The 26,647-nt window shown below is 62.1% G+C and carries 19 protein-coding genes; 5 read left to right on the forward strand and 14 right to left on the reverse strand.

The window, feature by feature from the left end; genetic code table 11:
• Positions 1–278: 278 nt before the first annotated feature.
• Both ACT01B_RS21035 and ACT01B_RS21040 read right to left on the reverse strand, forming a co-directional pair.
• Positions 279–6,494 (reverse strand): YadA-like family protein, encoded by a 6,216-nt coding sequence (locus tag ACT01B_RS21035; protein ID WP_445145147.1) that lies wholly within the window; start codon positions 6,492–6,494, stop codon positions 279–281.
• 614 nt (positions 6,495–7,108) lie between these two features.
• The gene (locus tag ACT01B_RS21040; protein ID WP_445145148.1) at positions 7,109–7,300 is read right to left on the reverse strand and encodes a YadA-like family protein; all 192 of its coding nucleotides are present in this window, start codon (positions 7,298–7,300) and stop codon (positions 7,109–7,111) included.
• A 192-nt stretch (positions 7,301–7,492) separates the two neighbouring features.
• On the opposite strand from ACT01B_RS21040, the gene ACT01B_RS21045 reads away from it, so the two are divergent.
• Together ACT01B_RS21045 and ACT01B_RS21050 are read left to right on the forward strand one after the other, a co-directional pair.
• Positions 7,493–8,089 (forward strand): GNAT family N-acetyltransferase, encoded by a 597-nt coding sequence (locus tag ACT01B_RS21045; protein ID WP_445145149.1) that lies wholly within the window; start codon positions 7,493–7,495, stop codon positions 8,087–8,089.
• Between the two features lie 286 nt (positions 8,090–8,375).
• Entirely contained in the window at positions 8,376–8,816 is a 441-nt protein-coding gene (locus ACT01B_RS21050; RefSeq protein ID WP_445145150.1) for a hypothetical protein, read from the forward strand.
• A gap of 233 nt (positions 8,817–9,049) precedes the next feature.
• Here the strand turns inward: ACT01B_RS21050 and ACT01B_RS21055 are convergent, their stop codons facing one another.
• From ACT01B_RS21055 to cyoA, 5 genes are all read right to left on the reverse strand, one after another.
• Positions 9,050–9,856 carry an SURF1 family protein gene (locus ACT01B_RS21055; protein WP_445145151.1) on the reverse strand — a complete coding sequence of 269 codons (807 nt, stop codon included), beginning with the start codon at positions 9,854–9,856 and terminating at the stop codon, positions 9,050–9,052.
• A 34-nt stretch (positions 9,857–9,890) separates the two neighbouring features.
• Positions 9,891–10,289, reverse strand: coding sequence for a cytochrome o ubiquinol oxidase subunit IV (cyoD, locus tag ACT01B_RS21060; RefSeq protein WP_445145152.1), 399 nt, complete (start codon positions 10,287–10,289; stop codon positions 9,891–9,893).
• Positions 10,286–10,924, reverse strand: a complete 639-nt coding sequence (gene cyoC / locus ACT01B_RS21065; protein WP_445145153.1) for a cytochrome o ubiquinol oxidase subunit III — start codon at positions 10,922–10,924, stop codon at positions 10,286–10,288. The genes cyoD and cyoC overlap by 4 nt, the downstream gene beginning before the upstream one ends.
• A complete protein-coding gene (gene cyoB, locus ACT01B_RS21070; RefSeq protein ID WP_445147543.1) occupies positions 10,917–12,890 on the reverse strand; it encodes a cytochrome o ubiquinol oxidase subunit I in 1,974 nt (657 codons plus the stop codon). The genes cyoC and cyoB overlap by 8 nt, the downstream gene beginning before the upstream one ends.
• Positions 12,891–12,956: 66 nt before the next feature.
• Positions 12,957–13,925 (reverse strand): ubiquinol oxidase subunit II, encoded by a 969-nt coding sequence (gene cyoA, locus ACT01B_RS21075; RefSeq protein WP_445145154.1) that lies wholly within the window; start codon positions 13,923–13,925, stop codon positions 12,957–12,959.
• 163 nt (positions 13,926–14,088) lie between these two features.
• Between cyoA and ACT01B_RS21080 the strand changes: the two genes are divergently transcribed.
• Together ACT01B_RS21080 and ACT01B_RS21085 are read left to right on the forward strand one after the other, a co-directional pair.
• Positions 14,089–15,408, forward strand: coding sequence for an MFS transporter (locus ACT01B_RS21080; RefSeq protein ID WP_445145155.1), 1,320 nt, complete (start codon positions 14,089–14,091; stop codon positions 15,406–15,408).
• Positions 15,409–15,594: 186 nt separating this feature from the next.
• Positions 15,595–17,088, forward strand: coding sequence for a DUF2252 domain-containing protein (locus ACT01B_RS21085; protein ID WP_445145156.1), 1,494 nt, complete (start codon positions 15,595–15,597; stop codon positions 17,086–17,088).
• A gap of 30 nt (positions 17,089–17,118) precedes the next feature.
• On the opposite strand, the gene ACT01B_RS21090 is transcribed toward ACT01B_RS21085, so the two are convergent.
• On the reverse strand, positions 17,119–18,048 hold the full coding sequence (locus ACT01B_RS21090; protein WP_445145157.1) for an MBL fold metallo-hydrolase: 930 nt from the start codon (positions 18,046–18,048) through the stop codon (positions 17,119–17,121).
• A gap of 501 nt (positions 18,049–18,549) precedes the next feature.
• On the opposite strand from ACT01B_RS21090, the gene ACT01B_RS21095 reads away from it, so the two are divergent.
• Positions 18,550–18,912: a hypothetical protein gene (locus ACT01B_RS21095; RefSeq protein ID WP_445145158.1), complete on the forward strand. Its 363-nt coding sequence runs from the start codon at positions 18,550–18,552 to the stop codon at positions 18,910–18,912.
• A gap of 147 nt (positions 18,913–19,059) precedes the next feature.
• On the opposite strand, the gene ACT01B_RS21100 is transcribed toward ACT01B_RS21095, so the two are convergent.
• From ACT01B_RS21100 to ACT01B_RS21125, 6 genes are all read right to left on the reverse strand, one after another.
• Positions 19,060–20,100 (reverse strand): biotin/lipoyl-binding protein, encoded by a 1,041-nt coding sequence (locus tag ACT01B_RS21100; protein WP_445145159.1) that lies wholly within the window; start codon positions 20,098–20,100, stop codon positions 19,060–19,062.
• Between the two features lie 9 nt (positions 20,101–20,109).
• Positions 20,110–20,310 carry a DUF1656 domain-containing protein gene (locus ACT01B_RS21105; RefSeq protein ID WP_445145160.1) on the reverse strand — a complete coding sequence of 67 codons (201 nt, stop codon included), beginning with the start codon at positions 20,308–20,310 and terminating at the stop codon, positions 20,110–20,112.
• Positions 20,300–22,441 carry an FUSC family protein gene (locus ACT01B_RS21110; protein ID WP_445145161.1) on the reverse strand — a complete coding sequence of 714 codons (2,142 nt, stop codon included), beginning with the start codon at positions 22,439–22,441 and terminating at the stop codon, positions 20,300–20,302. Before ACT01B_RS21110 ends, ACT01B_RS21105 begins: the two co-directional genes overlap by 11 nt.
• A 3-nt stretch (positions 22,442–22,444) precedes the next feature.
• Complete coding sequence (locus tag ACT01B_RS21115) at positions 22,445–22,939, reverse strand: MarR family transcriptional regulator (protein WP_445145162.1); 495 nt, start codon at positions 22,937–22,939, stop codon at positions 22,445–22,447.
• Between the two features lie 141 nt (positions 22,940–23,080).
• Positions 23,081–23,497, reverse strand: coding sequence for a DUF4156 domain-containing protein (locus ACT01B_RS21120; RefSeq protein WP_445145163.1), 417 nt, complete (start codon positions 23,495–23,497; stop codon positions 23,081–23,083).
• A 93-nt stretch (positions 23,498–23,590) separates the two neighbouring features.
• Positions 23,591–26,464, reverse strand: coding sequence for a M16 family metallopeptidase (locus tag ACT01B_RS21125; protein WP_445145164.1), 2,874 nt, complete (start codon positions 26,462–26,464; stop codon positions 23,591–23,593).
• Positions 26,465–26,647: the final 183 nt, after the last annotated feature.

A 26,647-nucleotide genomic window follows, 5' to 3' on the forward strand; every position in this document is an offset into this window, starting at 1 on the left:
GGGTAAGGGCCGCTATTGATGAAACACACGCGCTTCGCTCGCCACGCTCGATCCAGCGACACGACGGTCGGCATGTCCGCGAAGGCTTCTGAAGCGTCTCAAATCGAAGATCGATAGGACTTGATGTGCATGCGCACTCGCGAGGCGAGCGCACACTGCTTTGGCACACATCACGAAAGTCATGCCTTTCATGAACGCCTTCTCGGTACGACTGCGTCATGGCGTTCAAAAAAAACGCGGGGCCGAAGCCCCGCGCCTTCACTTGCTCAGATCGATACTTACTCGCCGATCACCATGCCTACGCCGACGCGGAAGATGGGTGCACCACCACTCGACGAAAAACCCGCATTGACGTTGACCCGACCATCATTGCTCCAGCGCGAGACACCAACGCCCAGCGCGCTCTGGCCGCGATAGCCCGCCACGCCTGCATTCACGGTGATCTTGCCCGGCAGGTACGGCATGTTGTTCACCAGAGCCGCCGCCGAGGCGATGCCGCGATTGGCGTCACGGTTCACCTGGTTGATCGCCGTACCCATGCGGTCGAACTGGTCGTTCAACTTGCTGTCGATGCCCTGCAAGGCGTCGCCGACATTGTTGTACGAGCCACCCGCCACGTTATAGGTCGGAGCGGTAACGCTGCCGTTCGACATGGTGCTGCCGCCGCCCAGTGCACTGGTTACACCTTGCAGCTGCGACACATTCACCGCGTCAGTCTGCTGCGTGCCGGCCGACACATTGGCGATCTGACGCTCGCCACCAGCCACACCTACCGAGACGGTGTTGGCACGATCGGCCACCGAACCCTGACCCAGGGCAACCGCACCGGTAGCTGTCGAGGTCACTGAAGCACCCTGGCCAATCGCCGTGCCGGACGCTGCACTCACCTGCGTATCCGCGCCCACCGCCACCGCATTGGTGGCCGTGGCCGAAGTCACCGTGGCGTTGGCGCCTACCGCCACGCTGCCGTCAGCATGCACTTTGGCGTTACCGCCCAGGGCGGTGTCGTTGGGGCCAGCGGCGTAACTGTCGTTGCCGATCGCCGTACCGTAGCTGCCCAGTGCCGTCGCGTTCTGGCCCAGCACCGAGGCGTTGTCACCCGCCGCATTGGCGTTGTAGCCGACCGCCACACCAGCCGTGCTACCCGCATTGGCGTTGTTGCTGCTGCTGCCGCTGGCATTGCCATCGACGTAAGGCAGGCTGGCACCACCCGTACCGTTGGCCTCGATATTGGTGACACGATTGTCGATCTTGGTCACCTGGTTACCCAGGCCGCTGATCTGGTTCTGCAGGTTATCGTTCAACGCGGCAATCTGTCCGCCGTTCACCGCATCGCGGCTGCCGGCCACAATCGCACCGTCACGCACATTGGTGAGCAAGGTACCGTTGGCGCCACCGAAGGTCACTACGCCACGGCTCGAGCCGGCGTCATAGGTCACCGCATCCAACGCATTGCCACTGCCGTCCACAAGGCCGCTCGTTTTGAGCTGTCCCACGTTCACCGCATCCGTCTCATCGACACCCGCCGTGACATTCTTCAGCGTACGCGTCTTGCCGTCCTTGTCGGCAAGGTCTATAGCAACACCATCGGTGTCCTTGCCTACCGTCAGGTTGGCTCCGGCTGCCGACTGCTGTACTAGGCCCGCCGTACCGTTCGTCAGATTGTTGATGTTGGTGGTGTTGTTGGCGATATTGCCTTCGGCCGTGGTCACACGGTTGTTGGTGTCGTTGAGCTGCGCACCATTGACCGCATCCGTGCTGGTCGACGACACATCGCCCGCTGCCACGTTCACGATCTTCTGACCCGCCACATTGGCTTCGCCGTTCGGACCGTTGAACAGCACGGCCTTCTGGGTGTTGCCGTTGCCGTCGATCAGGCCCGAGTCCTTCAGCTGCGACACGTTTACCGCGTCGCTGTCACCCGTGCCCTTGGCCACATTGGTGATCGTCGTGCCACCGGTACCGGTCGCACTGTTGTACGACGTGCCACCGAGCGTGATGCTGTCCTTGGCGGCACTGTCGTAGGTCACCGCATTGAGCGCGTTGCCATTGCCATCGACCAGGCCGCTGCTCTTCAGCTGCGACACGTTCACCGCATCGTTGTCGGCCTGACCAGCCTTCACGCCAGTGACCGTGCGGTCGCCTTCTGTACCGGCCACGCTCACCACCGTGCCGTCGGTCGACTTGCCCACCGTGATGGTGCGGGAGGTCGCATCCTGCTGCACCAGACCCACCGAACCGTTATTGATCTGGTTGGTGATGTTGCTGATGTCCGTGGTGTTGGTCGTGGTACGACCGTCGATGTTGGTGATCGCGCCGCCTACGTTGTTATACGTGGTGCCACCCGTGCCATCGCTGTTCTTGTTGACGACATAGCTCGGTGCGCTGATCGTGCCGTCGGTGTTCACACCGGCGCCACCACCCAGGGCATTGGCGACGCTTTCAGCCGTGCCATGCAGCTGGCTGCCGTTGACCGCATCCGTGCTGGTCGACGACACATCGCCCGCTGCCACGTTCACGATCTTCTGACCCGCCACATTGGCTTCGCCGTTCGGACCGTTGAACAGCACGGCCTTCTGGGTGTTGCCGTTGCCGTCGATCAGGCCCGAGTCCTTCAGCTGCGACACGTTTACCGCGTCGTTGTCCGACGTGCCGTTGGCCACGTTGGAGATCTTCGTGCCGTTCGTGCCGGCCAAGGTGACCGAGCCGGTATTCACTGAACCATCGGCGTTCTTGTCGTACTGCACCGAGCCGGCAGCCAGATTGTTGATCGACGTCGTGTTACCCGCCACCGCATTGTTGGTCGCATTGAGCTGCGCACCATTGACCGCATCGGTCGAGGTGGTGGACAGCTCGCCCTGCGCCACGTTGGTCAGCTTGGTACCGCCGGTCAGACCGCCATCGGTGCTCACGGTGTTGCCTAGCGTCACCTGGCCGTGGGTCGCGTCGTCGTACTTGACCGCATCGACGGTGGCTGTGTTCGCTGCGGCCGTGACCTGGCCCATCGTCGCTGCATCGCTATCGGCCGTGCCGTTGGCGACGTTGCTGATCTTCTGGCCGCCGGCATTGATACCGCCGGTCGTCACGCTCGGGCCACCGTTGATGGTGAGGCCGCTGTTGTTGATCGTGGTGTTGCCCGCCGTCACCGAGGTGACCGCCAGGTTGTCGGCCATCTGCAGCTGCAGGTTGCCGCTGCCGTCGACCTGCGTCTGCAGGTTGGCACCGGAGTAGCTGCCGGCCGTGCTGGCCTGACCCTGGATCGACATCGTGTCACCCAGCTTCTTGGCTACGCTGCCGGTGTTGCCTGCGAAGGTGATCGGGGTGGCCGCCAGCGTGGTCACGCTGTCGCCCAGGTTGTTGACGGTGTTGCCCAGGGTGGTGATGTTGGTCGTGTTGGTGGCGATGTTGCCTTCCGCCGTGGTCACACGGTTGTTGGTCGCATTGAGCTGCGTACCGTTGACCGCGTCGGTCGAGGTGGTGGACAGCGTGCCCTGTGCCACGTTGGTCAGCTTGGTACCGCCGGTCAGACCGCCATCGGTGCTCACGGTGTTGCCCAGCGTCACCTGGCCGTGGGTCGCGTCGTCGTACTTGACCGCATCGACCGTGGCCGTGTTTGCCGCGGCATTTACCTGACCCACGGTGGCTGCATCGCTGTCGGCCGTGCCAGCGACCACGTTGCTGATCTTCTGGCCACCGGCATCGATACCGCCGGCCGTCACGCTCGGGCCACCGTTGATGGTGAGGCCGGTGTTGTTGATCGTGGTGTTGCCCGCCGTCACCGAGGTGACCGCCAGGTTGTCGGCCATCTGCAGCTGCAGGTTGCCGCTGCCGTCCACCTGCGTCTGCAGGTTGGCACCGGAGTAGCTACCGGCCGTGCTGGCGGCGCCCTGGATCGACATCGTGTCGCCCAGCTTCTTGGCCACGCTGCCGCTGTTGCCCGCGAAGGTGATCGGGGTGTCCGCCAGCGTGGTCACGCTGTCGCCTAGGTTGTTGACGGTGTTGCCCAGGTTGGTGATGTTGGTCGTGTTGGTGGCGATGTTGCCTTCCGCCGTGGTCACACGGTTGTTGGTGTCGTTGAGCTGCGCACCATTCACTGCATCGGCCGAGGTCGCCGACAGCGCGCCCTGCGCTACGTTGCGGATCTTGGCACCACCGGTCAGACCGCCATCGGTGCTCGCGGTGCCGCCCAGCGTGATGCTGCCCTTGGTCGCGTCGTCGTAGGTCACTGCATTTAGCGCATTGCCGCTGCCGTCGATCAAGCCAGCATCCTTCAACTGAGCAACGTTGACCGCATCGCTGTCAGCCGTGCCCTTGGCCACATTGCTGAGCTTCGTGCCGCCCGTGCCGGTCGCACTGTCGTACGCCGTGCCACCCAGCGTGCTGTTGTTGTGCGTGGTGTCGTCGTACATCACGGCGTCAGCGACCGAACCGGCCACCGTGGCCTTCAGCTGGCTCACGTTCACCGCATCGGTGTCGTTCGCGCCGGCCGCCAGGTTGGTGATGCGGCGGGTGTTGCCGGTCGCTCCGACCGATACTTCGCCACCGGCCGTGCCGCCGACCAGGTAGGCCTGGGTGTTCAGCGTGCTGCCATCGGCCAGGGAGTTGGCACCCAGGGCCACGCTATTTGCGTGGCTGGCCGTTGCCTCGTAACCCAGGGCTGTAGCACCGGCTACCGTGGCGTGTGCGTCACCGGCAGCGAGTCCGGTGTCGTTGGTGCGGGCGTACTTGATGCCCGTGCCATTGTCGGTGACATAGGTGGTGCTCGTATCACCGGCCAGGTTATTGATGGTCGTGGTGTTACCCGCTACGGCGTCGTTGGTGGCGTTGAGCTGCGCACCGTTGACCGCATCGGTCGAGGTCGAGGACAGCTGACCCTGGGCGACATTGGTAACCTTTTTGCCGCTGGCGCTGATGCCGCCAGTCGTCATGCTCGGGCCGTCGGTTATGGTCACGCCGTTGCTGTCGATCCTGGTATTGCCGACGGTCACCGAGGTGACCGCCAGGTTGTCGGCCATCTGCAGCTGCAGGTTGCCGCTACCGTCCACCTGCGTCTGCAGGTTGGCACCGGAGTAGCTGCCGGCCGTGGTGGCGGCGCCCTGAATCGTCAACGTCTCGCCCAACTTCTTGGCCACGCTTCCGCTGTTGCCGGCGAAGGTGATCGGCTTGGCGACGGTGGAGTTCAGGTTGAAGATCGCCGTGCTGTTGTTGGCGATGTTGGTGGTGTTGGTCGTGGTGCGACTGTCGATATTAGTCAGTGCGTCGCCCACGTTGTTATACGTGGTGCCGCCAGTACCGTCAGTGTTCTTATTGAGCTTGTAGCTCGGTGCCCCGACCGCGCCCGTGGTCGAGTTATAGGATGCGCCGGCGCCCAGCGCCGTCGCCGTATCCGTAAACCCCTTGTTGACCTTGACGTCTTCCGACTGCAACTGGCTGACATTGACCGCATCGGTTGCGGTAGCACCGGCGGCCACATTCGTCACGCGACGCTCATTACCCGACGAACCTACCGACACTTCGCCCTTGGCAGCCGATGCGATGCCCGACAGAGCCGTGGAACCGGGGTTGTAGCCCGCCGTGGCCAGGTTGGCCGTGGTGGTCGAGCCAGCGCCCAGCGCCACCGAATTCGTTGCAGATGCGGTTGACGCCGTACCGATAGCCGTGGAATTGACATTACTGGCAAGCGCCGTGCTGCCGATGGCGGTTGCGCCGCCATTGCCCGTCGCAGAAGCGTTATAACCTAACGCTATGCCGCCGGAGTGCGAGACGCTCGCGCCTGCACCGATGGCCGTTGCGTCGAGGCCATAGGCGTAGGCGGAATTACCCATCGCAATGCTCCCGTCACCGGTGGCAGCACTATTGCCCAAGGTCCCATCAATCTTCGCTTGCTTACCGATGACAATTCCGCTGCCGGTATTGCTCATAGTGGCCGAGTTGCCAATCACGATGCTGCTTGCACCCTGAGCAGATGCACTCGTTCCGATGGCGATGGCATTGAGGGCACCCGTCACGGTACTCGCTTGAGTGCCCAGCACGATCGACTGAATGCCCAACGCGTTAGCCTGCGCGCCGATGGCCGTAGCGTAATTCCCCGCAGCGTTCGCCTGGTAACCCAAAGCGAGGGACGATGTGCCCGACGCGATCGACTGAATACCCACCGCGGTCGAATTCACGCCACTGGCGTTCGCAACCGCACCCAGCGCGGTCGCGCCCTGCGCGGATGCTTTCGAAGCCGCACCCACCGCCGTCGCATCGCCGCCTGTCGCTGAAGCGCTGGTCGAAGTTCCAGAGTATTGTCCGTTTGTTGCCTGAGCCGGCGTGGCAATTGTCGCCGCATGCGCCGTTACGCCACCGAGCAGGCCCAGCGCCAAGGCGGCACTACGCAGTTGGATGGTATGGCTGGGCTTGTCGGCCTTCTTGCGACCCTTGGCGAACTCCGAGGCCACCACCCACGTATGCGAGACGGCATTCCAGACAATGCGATAGACCTTGTTCATAACGATTCTCTTCTACGTAGTGACAGCCTGAGCGACACCGCCACGATCACCGAAGTGATTTCGCAGGGAGCCTCCCTGGTTGGGGACTGAGTTGGATTGCGGGCTAGGGCAAAGCGGGGGTTCGCTTCACCAGCCAAGCGTGTGGACTTCAACGGAGCCGCCTGTAGCGCGGCATTCGCAAAGGTTAGAGATTCGGCGCACGGCGTCCTATCAGACGAATCTGAAAATGCATGACAAACAGACACGAATGCAGGGAAAAACCTACAGACAACCAAGGAAAGCGCACGTGACTGCCAGCGACACATGGAAGACTTCAGCCTTTCCCGAATCGACCGCCTTTGGTGACATGCGCGATGCCATCTATCGCTAAGACAATGGAATGAATCCACTGCGACGCCCAAGAAGAGCGGCGGCAAGGTTATTTTTCGCGCGATATAAATAGTTATATGGACGGCCAAACACTGGCGCAACGACGTTCGACAAAAACGAAAAAGCCACGCCGGATAACCGGCGTGGCGTCAACGAAGCAGGTGAGTACGAATCCCCGGCCAATCGGCCAGGGACTCATGTCAAAGGGTTACCAGACCATGCCGGCACCCACGCCCACGCCCATATCACCGCGGGTATTGCTGGTGGCGCTGGCCTTGAAGATAGCGACCACTTTCGCTGATCGTCGACACGCCCACCGCCAGGCTTTGCTCGCCGCGGAAGGAGCCGACCGCGACGCCTGCCGAGCTCTGTTTCGGCTGGTATGCCTGCGGCAGGTTAGGGAACCACCCGATGGCATCCCATAAGAGGATTCTCAAATTGTGTGAAAGCCCCTACACACTTTGAGTAAATAGCCACTTCATCCCATCCAACTGTTCAGATAAGCACGCCCGCAAGCACCCCATACGCGTGCTATTTGTGCACTGTTCGCCAGGGTGATTAAATCTCAGCGCCGGGCGCGACGCGCCAAGTCGTAACGTTGCAGCCCTACTCATTCCGCCGGAGCCTCCATGCCCTCGCTCGTCCCGTTGCAGCTGGAAGATGACTACGTTGTGCTCGAACCCTTGACGTTGGAACACGCGCCCGCGCTGGAAACCGCGACAACTGATGGGGAGCTGTGGAAGCTGTGGTTTACCAGTGCGCCGGCACCGGGACAGGCGGCGTCATACATCGTCAAGGCCCTTGAAGGGCAGGCTGCTGGCCACATGCTTCCGTTCGCGATACGCGAGAAGACGACGGGCGAGATCATCGGCACCACACGTTTCTACGAGTTCGCAGCTGAATTGCCGCGCATCGCCATCGGCTACACGTGGTACGCCAAGCGCTGGCAGAAAAGCCACGTCAACACGGCATGCAAGCGTTTGTTGCTGAAGCACGCGTTCGAGTCGCTCGATTGCGTGGCCGTGGAATTTCACACCGACGGTCGCAATCTGGATTCGCAGCGCGCCATCGAACGCCTAGGCGCGCATCGCGACGGCGTGCTTCGCGCGCACAAGCGTCGCCCGGATGGCACGCTGCGTGACACTGTCTGTTACAGCGTCATCGCCAATGAATGGCCGGACGTATCGCGATGGCTGAAGATGCGTTTGGAGCGACTGGCTGGCTGATTCGTGCAGGCAGCCTTCCAACACGCTTCAGGTCCTTCACCGACGCGGTGCGCCGAACGGCGGTCCCGTACGCGGCACTTTCCCTTCACATGACCTGCACCAACGCTAGTGCGGACGGCCGTCCGGCGGGGCCACAAGATGCTGCCGTGGCTATCCGCGGCAATCGCAAATTCCAAACTAGGCCGAAAGAAAGTCTCGCCCGCGGCGCAATTAGTTGCGACAATCGCCGTACCCAAGCTAGGGCTGGACGCTCTGGCTCGGGTCGCAGCCAAGAAGGAGCGCGGGCGTGGACCTTTTCGAAGCGAACAGCATTACAGCGAGCAGCGCCGAGGCAGCGGCAGTCATCGGGTCGCTGCTGGAGCAGCAGGTCTCGAGCGGACTTCTGCTAGATGACCCCAAGACCCTGGCCAGCCGCTTGGTGACCCAGGTATGGGCGCAGCAACCTGAGCTGTTTGAAGGAAGAACGGGCCCGAAACCGCATCAAATTGCGGTCGCCGCCATCGCACTGGCTGCCGGCATGCGCCTTGAGGCGTATCGCAACAACGAAGCGCTACGAAGCTCTTATACCTTTGCGCTCGGTTTGATCCTCAACGAAATCGCCTCCAACGCGCACGCTTATGCGTTCCACCACGTGGATCATCAACTGCTTGATGCAGCGGCAGCGACGTTCGAGGAACCGCTAAGCCAATTACAGCTATCGCCGCTATTCGAATCGTTCGGCCTCTGATGACTTAGGGGCAACTCGATGAGCCTTCCCGGATACGTCATCCTGGTGCGGTGCTTCCCGACAGTGAAGGGAATCCTCCAAGCAGAGCTCGTCATCGCAGCGAATGCTGGGATGCAGCGACGTAATTCCGCTGAAGGACAAAAGGCACTGGATCCCAGCCTTCGCTGGGGATGACGAGCGCGCCACGAACTCCTTCGAAGCTCCCCTAATTCGATACTCCGTTTACAGTGCCGCTAACTTCGACGCTCACACTCATCGGTTTGACTTTGCCGTCGCAGGCGAAATTCCTCACGCCCCACGAAAATGGCTGCTGCCGCCACCATCAGGGCGAGCAAGTACCAGGTGATCAGGTAGACGAGATGGTTGTTGGGGAAGTTGATCACCGTCAGGCCACCGACCGGCCACGACCGTTGGCCACCGGCCGCGGGGCTTGTGGCAGCATCAGCATCTACGAAGTAAGGCGCTACACGCCGCAGTCCTCGGGCGTCGGCAATGGCCGGCACATCGCGCGTATACCAACGGTTTTGTGTGGGGTCATTGCGGCGAAGCATTACCGACGGTTCGCTCATGCGCAGCAGTCCGGTCACCGTCACTTCTCCGCTGGGCCCGGCGGCGCACTGGCCGCGAAGCGCGCACCAGTCGGTAGGCACGAAGCCTCGATTGACCAGCACGATGGCACCGTCGGCCATTTGTAGCGGCGTCACTACCCAGTAGCCACTGCCCAGGTCGGTAGCCGCCCAGACCAGCGTTTGGCGATCATGTAGAAACGCGCCGCTAAGGCTGACATCCAGGTACTCGTCGGCTTCGGCGGTAACCTGCCCCCATTGGCCGGGGCCCGGCGCAGCGGCGGGCGGCGCGTGCACGCGCTGATCGACACGTTCGATGAGATCGCGCTTCCAGGCGAGGCGCTTGACCTGCCACGTACCCAGGGCCACGAAGCCAGCGAACAACAGCAGCGCGAACGCGGCGAGCAAGGCCAGCCCAAGCGGGCCTCGTGGGCCGCGTACGGCCTCGTCGGGTGGTGTACCGGTGGATGTCATGGTCGAGCGATGATCGTGTTGCCTTGGCGCACCGTCACGGCAGGTTTGCCGGATCTTGCATCTGCGAAGGCATCATGTTGCTGTTGAGGTGGTACATGATCCAGATCGACCCGCTCAAGGTGATGACGACGAGCACGATGGTAAAGACCAGGGCCAACATGTTCCAGCCGCCTTCGGACTTGGTGTTCATGTGCAGGAAATAAATCATGTGCACCACGATCTGCACAGCCGCGAACGCCAACACCACCAGTGCCGTGGTGCTCGATTTCTCGAAGCCGCCGCTCATGACCAGCCAGAACGGGATGATCGTGAGGATGGTCGCCAATACAAAGCCGGTCAGGTAGCCCTTCAGGGTGGCATGGATACCCAGGTCGTCGTGACCATGCTCATCGGTCCCGCCGTGACCCGGTTGCGGCTCGGTGTGAGCACTCATGGCAGCACTCCCATCAGGTAGACAAAGCTGAAGACGCCGACCCATACGAGGTCAAGAAAATGCCAAAACATCGACAGGCACATCAGCCGCCGCTTGTTCGCTGAACTCAGTCCCTTCCTGCCTACCTGCACCATCAGCACGATCAGCCAAAGAATGCCGCTGCTCACATGCAGGCCGTGGGTGCCCACCAAGGTGAAGAACGATGAAAGGAAGGCACTGCGCTGCGGGCCGGCGCCGATCGAGATCAGGTGAGCGAATTCCCTCAGCTCCAGCGTGATGAACCCGGCACCCAGCAGCCCGGTGATAGCGAGCCAGGTCATCATCGCTCTCTGCCGATCGCGCTGCATTTCCAGCACGGCAAAGCCATAGGTGATCGACGACAACAGCAACAGCGCCGTGTTGATCGCAACAGTGGGCAGCTCAAGCACTTCGGCGGCGGTCGGTCCTCCCGCGAATTCCCGCCCAAGCACGCCGTACGCCGCGAACAGGCAGGCGAAGATGAGGCAATCGCTCATCAGGTACACCCAGAAGCCCAGCAAGGTGCCGTTCTCCGGGTGATAGTCGCCGGCCGCGTGGAAGCTCAATGTTTCCGGCAATCCGTTACCGGTGCTCATGGTGATCGAGGTATCAGACATGGTTGGCCAGAAGCTCTGAGCGGGATGCTTCGACGCGATGCACTTCGTCGGCCGGTATGTAGTACTCGCGGTGGTAGTTGAAGGTGTGGCCGATGGCCACGGCCAGCAGCGCGATGAACGATACGGCCGCCAGTGGCCACATGTACCAGATCATGGCGAAGCCGAACACGAAGGCAATGCCGCCGAGAAGGATGCCGGCCGACGTGTTCAATGGCATGTGGATGGGCAGGAAGCCATCGGTCGGGCGTTGATAGTGGTGCTGCTTCATCTGCCACCACGCATCCCCCTGATGGACTTGCGGCGTGATCGCGAAGTTGTACTGCGGTGGCGGCGACGATGTGGACCATTCCAGCGTGCGACCGCCCCAGGGATCGCCGGTGACATCGCGCAATTCATGGCGACGGCGGAAGCTCACCCAGAACTGCATCAGCATGCTGAAGATGCCGAGGAGGATCAGGAAGGCACCAAAAGCGGCGATCTGAAACCAGATCTGCAATGAGGGGTCGTCGAAATGGCTGAGCCGGCGCGTCACGCCCATGAAACCAAGCCAGTACAGCGGGAAGAAGGCGAAGTAGAAGCCCACCACCCAGAACCAGAATGAGCACTTGCCCCAGAACGGATCGAGCTTGTACCCGAACGCCTTGGGGAACCAGTAGTTGATACCCGCGAACAGCCCGAAGATCACGCCGCCGATGATCACATTATGGAAGTGTGCGACCAGGAACAGGCTGTTGTGCAGTGAAAAATCCGCCGGCGGCACCGCCAGCATCACACCGGTCATGCCGCCGATCACGAAGGTGACCATGAAGGCCACGGTCCACAGCATCGGCACTTCGAATTCCACGCGGCCGCGATACATGGTGAACAGCCAGTTGAAGATCTTCGCCCCGGTGGGAATCGAGATGATCATCGTGGTGATGCCGAAGAACGAATTGACGCTGGCACCCGAACCCATGGTGAAAAAATGATGCAGCCACACGAGGTAGGACAACACCGTAATCACCACTGTGGCATACACCATCGATGCGTAACCGAACAACGGCTTGCGGCTGAAGGTGGAGGTCACCTCGGAGAAGATGCCGAACGCCGGCAGCACCAGGATATAGACCTCGGGGTGACCCCAGATCCAGATCAGGTTCACGTACATCATGGCGTTGCCGCCAAGCTCGGTGGTGAAGAAGTTGGTGCCCACGTAGCGATCCAGCGCCAGCATGGTCAGCACGGCGGTCAGCACCGGGAAGGCCGCGACGATCAGCACATTCGTGCACAGCGCCGTCCAGGTGAAGATCGGCATCTTCATCAAGGTCATGCCAGGGGCACGCATCTTGACGATGGTTACCAGTAGATTGATGCCCGATAACAATGTACCGATTCCGGCTATCTGCAAGGACCAGATGTAGTAGTCGACTCCGGCATCCGGGCTCGAGGCGATATCGGAAAGCGGCGGGTAAGCCAGCCAGCCGGTACGCGCGAACTCACCGATGAACAACGATGACATCACCAGCATCGCGCCGGCCACGGTCATCCAGAAGCTGAAGTTGTTGAGGAAGGGGAACGCCACATCGCGCGCACCGATTTGCAGCGGCATGACGAAATTCATCATGCCCGTCACCATCGGCATGGCGACGAAGAAGATCATGATCACGCCGTGCGCGGTGAAGATCTGGTCGTAGTGCTCTGGCGGCAGATAGCCCGCCGAATCACCGAACGCGATCGCCTGCTGCGCGCGCATCATGATCGCGTCCGAAAAACCGCGCAGCAGCATCACGATGCCCAGGACCATGTACATGATCCCGATCTTCTTGTGGTCGATGCTGGTGAACCACTCCCTCCAGAGATAACCCCACACGCGGTAGTAGCTAAGCACGCCGATCAACGCGATGGCACCCAGCATCACGACGGCAAACGTGCCCAACACGATCGGCACGTGCAGCGGGAGCTCCTGCAAGGTGAGGCGACCGAAGATCAGCTTGGTAAGGTCGAGATGGTTAGACATCTTGGACACCACAGCGCGAATGGTCAGTCGGTGGGATTACTTTGGATGGGCCATGGGCACGGCTGGCATGCCTTCCGTTCCCTTGGCAGCGGGCACGGCAACCTCGCTGCCGATGCCCTGCATCTTCATGGGTTTCATGCACGATGGACTGTCGGGCTGCAAGCAACGCGTGACGATGGCGAGGAACAGACCCGGTTCCACTGCAGCGTAGCGGCGTACCGGATCGTTCTGGCTCGGCTGGGCCAGCTTCACATAGGCTTCACGATCCAGGGAACCACCGCCGGCTTTCGCACGCTGTATCCACTGGGCGAACGCTTCCTCGCTCACGCCGTGGAAGAGGAAGTGCATGCCGGAGAACCCTTCCCCGCTGTAATTGGCCGAGAAGCCCTGGAACTCACCGGGCTTGTTGATCACCGCCTGCAGCTTGGTTTCCATGCCGGGCATCGCGTAAATCTGGCCGGCCAGCGCAGGAATGAAGAACGAGTTCATCACCGTCGACGCCGTAATCTTGAAGCGGATCGGTCGGTCCACCGGCGCCGCCAGCTCGTTCACAGTGGCAATGCCTTGTTCGGGGTATATGAAGAGCCACTTCCAATCGAGCGCTACCACCTCGACGGTCAGCGGTTGCACATCGGCAGGAACCGGACGTCCGTACGACAAGCGCTCGAGCGGACGGAACGGATCGAGCTTGTGCGTACTGACCCAGGTGACCGCGCCGAGCGCGATGATGATCAGCAGCGGGGCCGACCAGATCAGCAGTTCGAGCATGGTGGAGTGTGACCACTCCGGATCGTAAGTGGCTTTTTTGTTGGACGCCCGGTAGTGCCAGGCAAACAGCAAGGTAAGCACGATCACCGGCACGATGATGATCATCATGAGCAGCGTCGAGGTAATGATCAGATTGCGCTGCTGCACGGCAAGGTCGCCGGATGGCGACATGAGCACGGTGCTACAGCCCGTGAGCAAGGTAGCGATAGGTAGCAGTAGTCCGCGGAGAGCCTTCATGGACATAACCGACGACGCAACCGACATGGGATGGTTGAAGACGGTACGCCGATCGGCGCGATATCGGAACAGGTCACTTCCCGATAACGCTGTGAGGCGTGGCGGTGCCATACTGCGGCAGCCACATCCTCCCTCTTTCTGAGTAACGATGATGTCAAGCAGCATGCATGAAGATCGCCAACCCGCCGGCACCTCGGCCGCGGAAATCGGGCGCTTGCAGACTCATGCGAAGGTCGCCCCAGGCGAGATCGCCATTGGCGTGGTCATTGGAAGAACGTCGGAATACTTCGACTTCTTCGTCTTCGGCATCTCCTGCGTGCTGGTTTTTCCGACCGTCCTGTTTCCGTTCGAAACGCCGTTGAACGGCATGCTGTATGCCTTCACGATATTTTCACTGGCCTTCATCGCGCGGCCACTGGGCACGGCACTATTCATGACCTTCCAGCGCCGATGGAGTCGCGGCACCAAGCTCACCATCGCACTGTTCGTGCTTGGCAGCGCGACCGCGGGCATGGCCTTCCTGCCCAGCTATAAAGACATTGGCGCTTGGTCCATCGCCTTGCTGATCCTGTTCCGCATCCTGCAAGGCCTTGGGCTCGGCGGATCATGGGATGGCCTGCCGTCCCTGCTTGCCCTCAATACACCGCCGCAACGCCGCGGCTGGTACGCCATGTTGGGACAGTTGAGCGCACCTATCGGCTTCATGGTCGCCAGCGCCCTGTTCCTGTTCCTGCATGCCAACCTCGACCACGACGACTTCATCGACTGGGGCTGGCGCTATCCGTTCTTCGTCGCGTTCGCGATCAACGTAGTCGCGTTGTTCGCCCGCCTGCGGCTGGTCGTCACGGAGGAATACACGCGCTTGATGGAGGAGCGCGAACTGGAGCCCATCGGCATGTTCGACATGCTCCGCGCGCAAGGCGGCAACATTTTTCTTGGCGCCTTCGCGGCACTGGCCAGTTATGCGTTATTCCACCTGGTGTCTATTTTTCCCTTGTCCTGGATCGCGCTGGGCACCACGCAATCGGTCGATGCCGTACTGATCGTGCAGATTGTCGGTGGCGTTGCCTGCATCCTCGGCGTCATCGCTTCGGGCGTCATTGCCGACCGCATCGGCCGTCGCACCATGCTCGGCACGGCGGCCGCGCTAATCGGTATTTTTGCGCTGTTTGCACCGTTGTTACTGGGTGGCGATCGTGGCGCGCAGCGCACCTTCATCATCGTAGGCTTCGCCTTGCTTGGACTGTCGTACGGCCAGGCGGCGGGTAGCGTTACATCCAATTTCGAAGCTCGCTTCCGCTATACCGGCGCAGCCTTGACCACCGACTTCGGATGGTTGATCGGCGCGGCCTTCGCTCCCCTGGTCGCACTCGGCCTGTCGTCCCGATTCGGACTGGTCGCCGTGAGTGCCTATCTGCTCTCCGGCGTGGCATGCACGCTGGTGGCATTGCGGGTGAATCGCGCCCTGGCAACACGCGACTGATTCGTAGCGGAGGATCAGCAGGTCAAGGTGGCATGCCACCCGCCGCCAAGCGACCGCGTCCCTAAGGGCTCGCGCATTTCACCGTAGTTTTACGGTTTTTCTTTGCCTGACCCAGGTGTCAAATGGAGCACTGGCCGGCAGGCCAGCACCATTCGTGCAACGCTTTATCTAGACCAGGGGGCACCCATGTCCACCGTAGCCGAACCATCCGCCGTTGCCGTTGCCGCCGCCGAACGACGCACCACCAAGCGCGTATCCAAGCGCCAGGCCACTGGCGCCAAGCCTGACGCTCCGGCAAAGCCCAGCGCACCCCTGTCGCAGGACAGCTATCATCAGGCGGTGGAAACCCGGCAGGCGATGGCAAGAGACATCCGCGCTAAGTGCTCGCGAAAGTCCCTGGGCGGCTGGCAGGCGCCGAAGGGGCGGCGTGACCCCGTCGATATCCTGATCGAAACATCGAAGGGTCGGATCGAGTCGCTGGTGCCGATCCGTTATGCCCGCATGATGGCATCGCCGTTCGCGTTCTACCGCGGTGCCGCCGCCATCATGGCCAACGATCTCTCCTCCACCGCGAGCACGGGCATTCACCTGCAGATCTGCGGGGATTGCCATTTGGTGAACTTTGGCGGGTTCGCCACGCCCGAGCGCAAACTGGTGTTCGACATCAACGATTTCGACGAAACCACGATTGGTCCGTGGGAATGGGATGTCAAGCGACTCTGCGCCAGCCTGGTCGTGGCTTCGCGCGCGAACGGATTTTCGGCCGACGACGCGCGTGACGTCGCCTGGGAGGCTGCCTCCTCGTATCGCGACCACATAGCCAATTACGCGGTCATGCCGCTGCTCGATGCCTGGTACGACCATATCGACCTGGAAGCGGTGCTCGGCCGCATGCAAGACGAGCAAATGAAAAAGCTGACGACGAAGAATGTGCGCAAGGCCAAGGAGTACACCGCTCACATGAAGGAGTTCGTCAAGTTGACGGTGGCCGGCGGCTCGCCCGCACGCATCCAGGACGAACCACCGCTGCTCTATCACGACCCCGTACTGCAGAACGTCATTTCCGCGGAAGAGCGCGCACGGGCATTCAAGGGCTATGTTGCCTCCCTGCTACCGGAGCGACGCGTCCTGCTGGAGCGCTTTGAGTCGGTCGATTCCGCTGTCAAAGTCGTCGGCGTTGGTAGTGTGGGCACCTACTGCGGCATCATCCTGCTGGTGTCCGGCAGTGGCGACCCGCTTTTCCTCCAGTTCAAGGAGGCGCGGGAGTCCGTGATTGATCCGTTCATCGGCAAGAACCCTTACCCGCATCACGGGCAGCGCGTCGTTGCCGGCCAACGGCTGATGCAATCGGCGAGCGATATTTTCCTTGGCTGGACTGACGGGCCAAAGCGCCATTTTTATCTGCGTCAGCTACGCGATGCCAAGATCTCGCCGCAGGTCGAATTGATGCAACCGGCGAATCTGCGTCGCTATGGCCGGCTGTGTGCGCACACGCTGGCGCGCGCCCACACGCGATCGGGAGACGCCGTGCTGCTGGCCGCCTATCTGGGCAGGAGCGATGCCTTCGCCGACGCCATCGCGTCGTTCTCCGTGGTCTATGCCGACCAGAACGATCGCGACCATGCGGCCATGGTCAAGGCGGCGCGAGCGGGGCGTATCGAGGTCGCCGCCATCAATTGAGGAACCCCTCGCGCCATGCCCGGGAAGTCGCTAAGGCTGCAAACGCATGCCATCTTCGGCAAACGCTACGGGCCCCTGATAATGCTCGCGAATGGATGCCTCGACGCTGGCCCGCGCTTGATCGATCGTGGGTGACAAATGACTCAGCAGCAGTCTTTTCACTTGACTGTCTGCAGCCAGCACGCCAATCGCCTTGGGTGGGGTGTGCAAGGTGTAGAGCACGCGTGGTGAGCCGGGTGGATCAAGCACCACGCTATTGAAGACCAACAGGCTGCTGTGTTGTGCGATATGCCGCAGATTGTCGAGGCCCTTGGCGTCGATATCGCCGCTGAAGGTGATGCTCTGATGGCGATAGTCGATGCGATAGATCACTGCCGGCGCATCGCCGTGGTGGCCGGCAATCGTGCTGATCTGCAGGCCATGCTCGGAATGAATGACGGTCGGCGACTTGGAGGCGTTCGTGGACGCGTCAATGTCCGTGGTCTTGATCGTCATCGGCGCCGCGAAGTCGTGCAGGTAGCTATAGGCGCCTGCGGGTCCAAACAGCAGATCGATAAAGCGGCTGGTCGATGGAAAGGTGGCATCCTCGCCTTCGCCATGATGTCCGCTAGGGCCAAAGACCTGGAAATGGATCGGGCCACCGCCCGAAACCACACGCGCCTTGAATATCCCAGGCAATTCGCCAGTGTGATCGATATGCAGATGCGTCAACAGTACGGTATCGATCTTGGCCAGGGACAGCTTGGCCTCGCCCAGCCGCACGAACGTCCCTGGCCCAGCGTCGACCAAGATGCGCGGCTCGCCGTCGACCAGGACGACATACCCTGCCCCGGCTCGCCCGGTCGCACCCGGGCCACCCGACCCCAGCACCACCAGCTCCAGCGGCGGGGCCACGGGCGTGGCCATCGAGTTGGCAGCGGCGAATATCAGAATCGCGACATAGCGGGACAGTTTGAACATGGCGTTCCCCAAGGGCGGACGTGGTCAGTCACGTAAGCCTGTTGATCAGGTTGGGAACCATTACGTCTATTCGAGTTGACGCCGCTTCCACCAGCGCCAGAGGACGGCGCCAGAACCGACGACGAGCCACCCGGCGTAGAGAAGCATGAGCCCTACGCTCAGTGCCCTTGAATGCGTGGCAACTCCCCAGCCAAGCAGGCAGCAAATGAGGATGAAGCCCAACAGTGCGATGGGACTGAACACACTGCGTGGTTGTGACCCGTCAGTCATGGCCTTTCCCGTTGCTAGCCAGCCTTCGCTCCGGAACATGCTGCCACGATTTCAGCGACGACATACTCCACCGGTCGACGACGCGCGTTCCAGGGAAAAGTGAGCGGCCTGAAAGGCAAACCAGGGCGGCGCTTGTACAATCGGCCAACCTACCCCACCACGGATCAGGCGCGGAAAGGGCTGAGCGTATTTTCCTGCCGTAGAAACGTGAACCCAACGGAAGAAGTGACGATGAAAAAATATTTCGCCTGCGCAGCTGTCGCGACACTCCTCGCGGGATGTACCAGCGCGCTGTCGTTACGTGATTCGGCGCCCACCGCCACTTATGCCGGCAATGGCAGCGCCGAAGCGGTGGCCGATTGCGTCGTCAATGCCTGGTCAGAAAAGTCGCTCAATCTGCAAAGAATCGTGCTGTACAGCGGGACAACGGTTGAGATTCGGGAAACGGCAAACAGTCCCGTCATCGCTCTTGTCGACATCAAGCCGGTGGGTGCAAATACCATCGCAAAGTACTTCTCGCATTTTCCGACGGACGATTCGTGGTTCTTCGACCACGTCGAAACCTGCATGAACGCGACGCCACCTGAGGGCTGATCCGCTAACGAACGCGTGTCCCTGATCCGCTGCCCGCGGGAGCGAAGATCTAGGCTAGGCGGGCCGCCCGGGCCCGCGGCACGGGCCCATCCATGGATCGCATGAGGTGAACGCTTGGTGCGCCCTGGCGGCGTGCCAGGCGTTTCACTAGGGCGACGGCTTATCCCTGTTGCTGTCGCGATCCAGCACTCGCCGCGGTTGCACATCGATGCTCGCGGTCATGCCGGCCGCCAGCACGACATCGGCCGGAATGCTGGTTTCGTCGATGTCGATGCGCACCGGCACGCGCTGAGCCAGGCGCACCCAGTTGAAGGTCGGGTTGACGTCGGCCAGCAAATCCCTGCCGGTGGGGTTGTCGCGATCGGTGATGCCGCGCGCGACGCCGGTGATGCGACCCCTCAGGCGTACGCCGCCGCTCAGCAGACGGATATCGACCGGATCGCCCACGCGAATGCTCGGCAACTTGGTTTCCTCGAAGTAGCCATAGATGTAATAGCTGTGGCGATCGATCAGCGCCAGGCGCGGACTGCCAGCAGCGGCATAGTCACCCACGCGCACATCGAGGTTGGTCACGTAACCGTCCACCGGAGCGCGCACTTCGGTGCGTGCGAGGTCGAGCTTGGCGCGATCCACGGCGACCTGCGCCTGCACCACGGCCGCCTCCGCCTGTTCACGCGACGCCGTGGCCTGATGGCCACTGGCCTGGGCCTGCTGCCAAATCGCGCGCGCAGTATCGGCGGCGGATCGGGCGTCGGTACGCTCTTCCTTGGGCACGACGTCGGCCAGGTCCTGGCGACGCCTGGCCTGATCCTGGCGCATATCGTATTCGGCCCTACGCGCGGCGGCACTGGCCAGCACCGCATCGATATTGGCACCGGCCGCCCGGGCACTGGCTTCGGCGGCAGCAAGATTGGCTTGGGCCTGCGCCAGCGCGATATGGAAACGCTCAGGGTCGATGATGAAGAGCACGTCGCCCTTGTTCACCACCTGGTTGTCGACCACCGCCACCCGCGTGACCAGGCCGGAAACATCGGGCGCTATGCGCGCCACTTCGGCGCGCACGCGGCCATCGCGTGTCCAGGGCGAATACATGTAGTGCCGCCACAGCGCATGGCCGAGCAACAGTGCCACCACGACGACGACGACGGTGATAAGGAATCGGAGCAAGGGCTGGGTCTGGATCTTCATATCAATGACTCAGGGGTATAACAACAGGCCGGCAGCGCCGAACAGACAGAAGAACAAGGCGACGCGGAAGAGAGAGGGATGCCAGACATAGCGGTATAGGCCATAGCGACCGACGATGGTGTCGATCACCCACAGCACCAGCAGGCAGCCGAGATACACCAGCAGAATGCTGGGCACCAACGCGTCGGCGAGGGCGATTTCACGGGGCATGGGATGACTCAGGCGATTTGACGATGTAGGGCGCAAGCGCGGACTCGTCGTCGCGCAGCGCCGTGCGCAGCTGCAACAGATGCGCCAGCGCCGGCTGACAGCTGGCACGCGCCTGCGGCAGGGTCTGTGTGGTCAGGGTAATGGCATGGTCGACCGCGCGATCCGCTTGCTGCCAGCGCTCGGCGTTCGGCTCGTCATACAACTGGGCCAGCGCAAGCACCGCTTTGTGCATGGTCTCCAGCACCGATGGCGGCAAATCCGCATGCAGCATGTCCTGGCGCAATTCGAGCACGGCGCGGCCGCAGTCGTGCACGGCCAGGGCCCAGGCCAACAGCTCCTTTGATTCTTCGCTTCGCGGCTGGGTGAATGACACGACTTGTTGAAACAGATCGCGGTTGGCGCTCTCGAAGCGATAGAGCAAGCCTTCCATCGGGGCGGTGGCGGCGAAGGTCACCTGTCGACGCAGCTGTTGCAGCTGGCGACGACGCAGCCACCGCGTGCCGATCAGGGTCGGAATCACCATGAAGGCCGCGCCGCTCATCATCAGGCCGAACAGCGAAGCGATGCCATCGTTGATGAAACGCTCCGGGTTGTACTCCATCGGGTTTTTCAACGCGAAGATGTAGACGAAGCCGAGGGTATAACCCGCACCGACACCAGGCAGGGTCGCGTTGCGTGCAGTCAGGTAAGGCCCGATCAGCAACAGCGGCGTGGTCGCGAGGATCAGCATGATGAAACCGTCGCTGCCCGGCAGCAGCCAGAACGTCACTATGTAAGCCGCCGCCATGCCCAGCGCGTAGCCAATCCAGGTGTTGGCCGTGGCCGCCAACGGCGTTGGGGAGGTTGCCAACAGACCGCTGAAGACGGTGGCCAGCAACAGCGCACTGGGGCCAAAGGGCCATGCCGTGGCCAACCAGAACACGCTCAGCGTGAGCATGGTGAGGAAGGTGCGGACTACCGCAATGAGTGGCGAAGCAAAGTCGTTGGCACGCTTGAAGTCGACGCGCTCCACCGTGCCCTGCAAGCGTCCCTGCGTTTCGCGCAGCGTCGCTTCCAACGCGGTGAAGTCGCGCAGCTCGTTGACAAAGCGGCGCAGCAGCGTGGTGCCGCTGTCGAACTCCAACAGCAGCTCAGGGTCCTGGCGCAGCTCGTCACGTAGCTCCGCGGCCAATGCCGGCAACTTGGTCTCGCTCGCTTCCAGGCGGTTGGTGAGCAGGCGTGGCATCGCATTTTCGGAGGTCGCCGGCGAAAGCGCTTCGCCGACGGGCGCGTAGAGCTTGATCAGCGCAGCCGCCGTGCGTGGATGGTTGTTGCGCTCCAGCCGGTTGATGAGGTGATGTAGTGACTGGAAACTGGTGGCGGCTGCCATATAGCGCAGGTTGAGCAGCTGCATGCGGCTGCTACGCGCACGTGCCTCCGGGTCTTCGAAGATCACGGTCGAGCGCAGGTCTTCCAGCTGCACGGCGGCCCGCACGAAGCGCAGGTGCGCCTGCTCCATCTCGGAACGCGGAATGTGTCCACCCAGGCTTCCACGTGCGAATTCGATAAAGTGCCCGAAGTGCTCGCGTAAGCTCCGGCGCAGCACCTCGCGCAAGCGTTCGGGCAGCACAATGTCGCTGACCAGGCCGGCTACGATGATGCCCAGCATCACCTCGCTCACGCGCAGGACCGCGGAATTGAATACGGCATTCGGGTTATTGATCACCGGCAGCACCACGATGGCCGCGGTATAGCCTGCCAGCACGAAACCGTAGGACATGAAGTTGCGGTACAGCACCGCGCCACCCGCGCACAGACCGACCCATAGCGACAGGCTGAGCAGGAACAGTTCGCGCTGCTGCGGAAACGCCGCCATCAGCAGCAAGCCACACAGACTGCCGGCCACCGTGCCGATGGCGCGGTAGAAACTCTTGGCCAGCACCATGCCGCTTTGCGGATGCATCACGATCGACACGGTGATCATCGCCGTCGCCGGCTGCTCCAGCTGGAATACCATCGCCAGCCACGCGGTGAGGTAGAACGCCAGCAGGCACTTGAAGACGAAGATCCACGCCTGCCGCTCGCCCGTGAGGAACTCCCCCAACCAGGGCCAGGATCGCTTCGAAGGAAGATCCGGAGACACCGCCGACATGGTTTATTCGCGCTCCAACTGCGCACTGAATTTCTTCAGCAGACGCTCCAGCTGCGCCATATCGCGCGGATGCAGGCCACTCACCTGCCGTTCCAGTAGCGCGCATACATCCGGCAGAAAGCTCTCGATCATCGCCATGCCTTCGGCGGTCAGCGTGAGCGACACTTTGCGGCGATCCTCGTCGCTGGCGTGACGCTCGATCAAACCCTTGTCGCAAAGCTCATTGGTAAGGCGGGTGATGTTGGCGGACTTCTCACCGGCGGCATCGGCCAGCTCGGTCGGATGCAGCGTAAAGCTCGCGGTGCCGTAGAGCATCATCAACAGGTTGTACTCGGGATGATTGATGCCGTAGGGCCGCAGCATGGCGTTGGCATCGTCGTGCACACGTTTATAGATGTGCTTGACCAGCCGGATCAACACCGCAGGCTCCAGCGGAAACGCAGGATGCCGCTGGCAGGTGACGGCCAACCGCTGTTCGGTGGGAAGGAAGCTGCTCATGGCCCCGGCCTGATTAGTACATATATATAATATTCACATATGAATTTTATGGCTGTCACGGAGTACGTGCAAGAGCGTCATCCCTTGGATGTGAAAAAGGCGCCACGAGGGCGCCTTTGTTGGTCGGGAAATCCGCTCAGGTCATCCGCCCTTGACCGGATAAGTCTCGAACGCTCCCGGCGCACTCGCGCTGGACGGGCTGGCCGGCTTGCCTGCCGGGTGATTGGACGGCGCCAGCTGCGCCGTGCCGCACTGGTAGGCGCCCCAGGGCTGCGAACCGTCGGTCAGGTCGCCCAGTGGCTTGATGGTGTCGGCATGCATCTTGGCCGCTTCATTGCGAGCCATCACCTCCAGCTCGTCGCGCACCTTGATGTCGTTGCGATCGACCGGACCAACATGGTCCATGACCGACACCGTGACCTTGCCCAGGTCGTGGCAGGAGGACACATCGCCGGTCCAGGCCGTGCGGACGTTCTTCGCAGCATCGTCCAGGGTGATGCCCCAGGTGCAGGCGCCAAGTAGCGCGATGGGAAGGAGCAGCAGCAGGGTCTTGCGCATGGGTTACTCCGCAACATGGAAATGAAAAAGCCAGGCGGTTGCCCGCCCGGCCTCCATCCTAACCCGGGAACGTGAACAGGTCCCCACAGGAACTTACTTTGATGTTACCGGCTTGCCGTCGCCGTCGATCACTTGCAGCTCGCCCAGGTTGAGGGCGCGTATCGGCTGCTCAATCTTCTTGAGATCGCCGACGATGACCCAGGTCAGGGCGGGCGGCGCAATGATCTCCTTGATCGCCGCCTGAGCATCGGGTTGACCGACTGCCTCGGTGCGCGCCTTGAGCGTCTGGATGTAGTCGTCCGGGCGGCCGAACTGCACGATCTCGCTCATTGCACCCAGCACCGCGGCGCTGGTCTCGAAGCTGCCTGGCAGGCCGCGAATATTGGAGTCCTTGATCTTGTTCACTTCCTGCTCGGTCAGCGGACGCGGCCCGATGACGTCGGACGCTTCCTTCAGCACTTCGCGGGCGGACTCGGCGGTTTTATCAGTCTGCACCGGTGCATACATCAGGAACGGGCGCTGGCCGATCGCATCGCGCATGAAGCTGAAGGCACCATAGGCCCAGCGCTTGTCCTCACGCAGATTCATGTTGAGGCGCGAGGTGAAGCTGCCGCCGAACGCACCATTGGCGATGTCGATGGCCAGCTCGTTGGGCGCCTTGCTCGACGGCGCGAGCAGGCCGGCGAGCACCAGCGACTGCGGTGCATCCGGCTTGTCGATCAGGAATACACGCGGCTTGGGCTGCGCTGACACCTTGGCGATGTTTTTCTTCGGCACCGCGCCGGCAGGGGCTTTCCAGTCGCCGAAAGCGGCTTCGAGCTGAGGAATGATCTGCTGCAGCGTGGTGTCACCCGCCACCAGGATCTTGACGTTGTCGGGACGCAACCAGTCTTTCTGGAACGCTGCCAGATCGGCCGCCTGCATCGACTTGATCGCCTGCTCGGTGCCGGTACCCGTGAACGGAATGCCGTAGGCGTGGTTGGCGCCGTAGATCAGCGGTGGCAAAGTGCGCAAGGCCAGGGCCGACGGCTGGGTCTTTTCCTGGGCGATCGTGGCCAGCCACTGGCCGCGAATGCGCTCGATGTCCTCGCCTTTGAACGCAGGGTTGCGCACGATATCGGCAAACAGCTCCAGCGACGGCTGCAGCTGGTCGTTCATGGCGTTGAGCGAGGCCGAGCAGGCGTCCAGCCCGCAACCGACGCGGGTAATCGCACCCAGGCGCTGCTTGCGCTTGGCCACTTCCACCGAGTCGAGATCCTTGGTGCTCTCGTTCATCAGCGTGGTGGTGAAGCTGGCCGTGCCGAGCTTGCGACCCTGGTCAGCGGCATAGCCGGCGTCGAACATCAGCTGCACATGCGTCACCGGAACGGTGTGGCGCTGGGCCAGCACCACTTCGATGCCGTTCTTGAGCTTGCCGCGCTCGAGCGTCGGGAAACTGAGGTCCGGGAACTGGCTGACCTGCGGCACGCCGGTGCTGCGGTCGAGCTGGCCCTTGGCCACGGCGTAGTCGTGCTTGGCCGGCAGCTTCGGTGTCGGGCGACCGTCGGCCGGGTTCAGCGCGACGACCTTGGCATCCTCCGTATCCGGATTGAAGTCCTTGTCGGCGGGCAGCACGGTGAGCAGGTAATCGCCCTTGCTCAACCACTTGTTGGCGGCCGCCTTCACACCCGCCGCAGTGGCGGCATCGGCGCGTTCGAGGTCCTTCTTGTAGGCACCCGGATCACCGCGATAGACCTGACCCTCGGCCAGGATCACCGCCTTGCCGCCGAAGCCACCGACCTTTTCCAGCCCGCGCACGAAGCCCGCACGATTGCCGATCTTGGCTCGCTCCAGCTCGTCCGCCGTCGGACCTTCGGCGAGGAATTTGTTCAGCTCCTCGGTGATGACGGCCTCGACCTTGGCCGGGTCCACACCGTCCTTCACATCGGCCTGGATCTGGAAATGACTGGCCAGGGCGAACGGCGAGATGCTCGCCGACACGTTATCCACCAGCTTGTCCTGATAGACCAGGCGCTGATACAGGCGCGAGGTCTTGCCGCCACCCAGCACGGTGGAGGCCAGTTCGAGCTGGATCGAATCATCGCTGCCCAGCTGCGGCACCACCCAGGTGCGATAGATGCGCGGCTGCGCCACGTGATCGTGCTGCACCCCACGCGTGGATTTGCCCAGCGGGGTGACCCATGCCTGCTGGCGCGGCACGGCCGGACCGGCCGGAATGTCGCCGAAATACTTCTCGGCCTTCGCCCGGGCCTGCTCCACCGTGATGTCGCCGGCCAGCACCAGGGTGGTATTGGCAGCGCCGTAATAGTCGTGGAACCACTGCTTCACATCGGCCAGCGACGCTGCATTGAGGTCGGCCATCGAACCGATGGTGTCGTGCTGGTAGGGGTGATTACCGGGATAGGTGTTGGACAGGATGTTCTGGTCGACGCGGCCATACGGACGGTTCTCGCCCTGGCGCTTTTCGTTCTGCACCACGCCGCGCTGCGTATCGAGCTCTTTCTGGCCGATCGCGCCCAGCAAATGGCCCATGCGGTCCGACTCCATCCACAGCGCCATGTCCAGCGCCGTGGTGGGTACCGTTTCGAAGTAGTTGGTGCGGTCGAACCAGGTCGTGCCATTCATGTCCGTGGCGCCCGCCAGCTCGAACGGCTGGAAATAGGTGCCCTTGTGGTTCTCCGACCCGGAGAACATCAGATGCTCGAACAGATGTGCGAAACCGGTCTTGCCCGTGGGCTCGTCGGCGGAACCGACGTGATACCAAATGCTCACGGCGACGACGGGCGCCTTGTGATCTTCATGCACCACCACGGTCAGCCCGTTGGGCAGGGTGAAGCGGGTATAGGCGATATCCGGAACCGCGTGAGCGGCTTGCTCGCTCGCCAGATTCGGCGCCGCGATGACCGGCAAGCCGGCCGAAACGCTAAGTAGCCCTGCAACGAGCAGGGCGAGGGGCTTTCTTGCCATGGCGACACTCCTGTTTCGCAGAATGAACACTCGGAGGCTATCGGTGGCCTTGCACCTTGGCAAATGACCAATGACAGGGGTGTCTATAGCTCTGCCGGACTGTCCGCCGGGCTGTCCGATTCTGCTCGGTTGCTGTCCGCGGACAGCCAGGCGCGCACGTCACGCCGCGAACAAGGTCAATAA

This window comes from Dyella sp. Tek66A03 (assembly GCF_052567735.1).

Excerpts from the sequence above, each read along its gene's own strand:
- ACT01B_RS21035 (WP_445145147.1), bottom strand. The coding sequence starts at position 6,494 with ATGAACAAGGTCTATCGCATTGTCTGGAATGCCGTCTCGCATACGTGG.
- ACT01B_RS21045 (WP_445145149.1), top strand. The coding sequence starts at position 7,493 with ATGCCCTCGCTCGTCCCGTTGCAGCTGGAAGATGACTACGTTGTGCTC.
- ACT01B_RS21055 (WP_445145151.1), bottom strand. The coding sequence starts at position 9,856 with ATGACATCCACCGGTACACCACCCGACGAGGCCGTACGCGGCCCACGA.
- cyoD (WP_445145152.1), bottom strand. The coding sequence starts at position 10,289 with ATGAGTGCTCACACCGAGCCGCAACCGGGTCACGGCGGGACCGATGAG.
- cyoC (WP_445145153.1), bottom strand. The coding sequence starts at position 10,924 with ATGTCTGATACCTCGATCACCATGAGCACCGGTAACGGATTGCCGGAA.
- cyoA (WP_445145154.1), bottom strand. The coding sequence starts at position 13,925 with ATGAAGGCTCTCCGCGGACTACTGCTACCTATCGCTACCTTGCTCACG.
- ACT01B_RS21080 (WP_445145155.1), top strand. The coding sequence starts at position 14,089 with ATGCATGAAGATCGCCAACCCGCCGGCACCTCGGCCGCGGAAATCGGG.
- ACT01B_RS21085 (WP_445145156.1), top strand. The coding sequence starts at position 15,595 with ATGTCCACCGTAGCCGAACCATCCGCCGTTGCCGTTGCCGCCGCCGAA.
- ACT01B_RS21090 (WP_445145157.1), bottom strand. The coding sequence starts at position 18,048 with ATGTTCAAACTGTCCCGCTATGTCGCGATTCTGATATTCGCCGCTGCC.
- ACT01B_RS21095 (WP_445145158.1), top strand. The coding sequence starts at position 18,550 with ATGAAAAAATATTTCGCCTGCGCAGCTGTCGCGACACTCCTCGCGGGA.
- ACT01B_RS21100 (WP_445145159.1), bottom strand. The coding sequence starts at position 20,100 with ATGAAGATCCAGACCCAGCCCTTGCTCCGATTCCTTATCACCGTCGTC.
- ACT01B_RS21105 (WP_445145160.1), bottom strand. The coding sequence starts at position 20,310 with ATGCCCCGTGAAATCGCCCTCGCCGACGCGTTGGTGCCCAGCATTCTG.
- ACT01B_RS21110 (WP_445145161.1), bottom strand. The coding sequence starts at position 22,441 with ATGTCGGCGGTGTCTCCGGATCTTCCTTCGAAGCGATCCTGGCCCTGG.
- ACT01B_RS21115 (WP_445145162.1), bottom strand. The coding sequence starts at position 22,939 with ATGAGCAGCTTCCTTCCCACCGAACAGCGGTTGGCCGTCACCTGCCAG.
- ACT01B_RS21120 (WP_445145163.1), bottom strand. The coding sequence starts at position 23,497 with ATGCGCAAGACCCTGCTGCTGCTCCTTCCCATCGCGCTACTTGGCGCC.
- ACT01B_RS21125 (WP_445145164.1), bottom strand. The coding sequence starts at position 26,464 with ATGGCAAGAAAGCCCCTCGCCCTGCTCGTTGCAGGGCTACTTAGCGTT.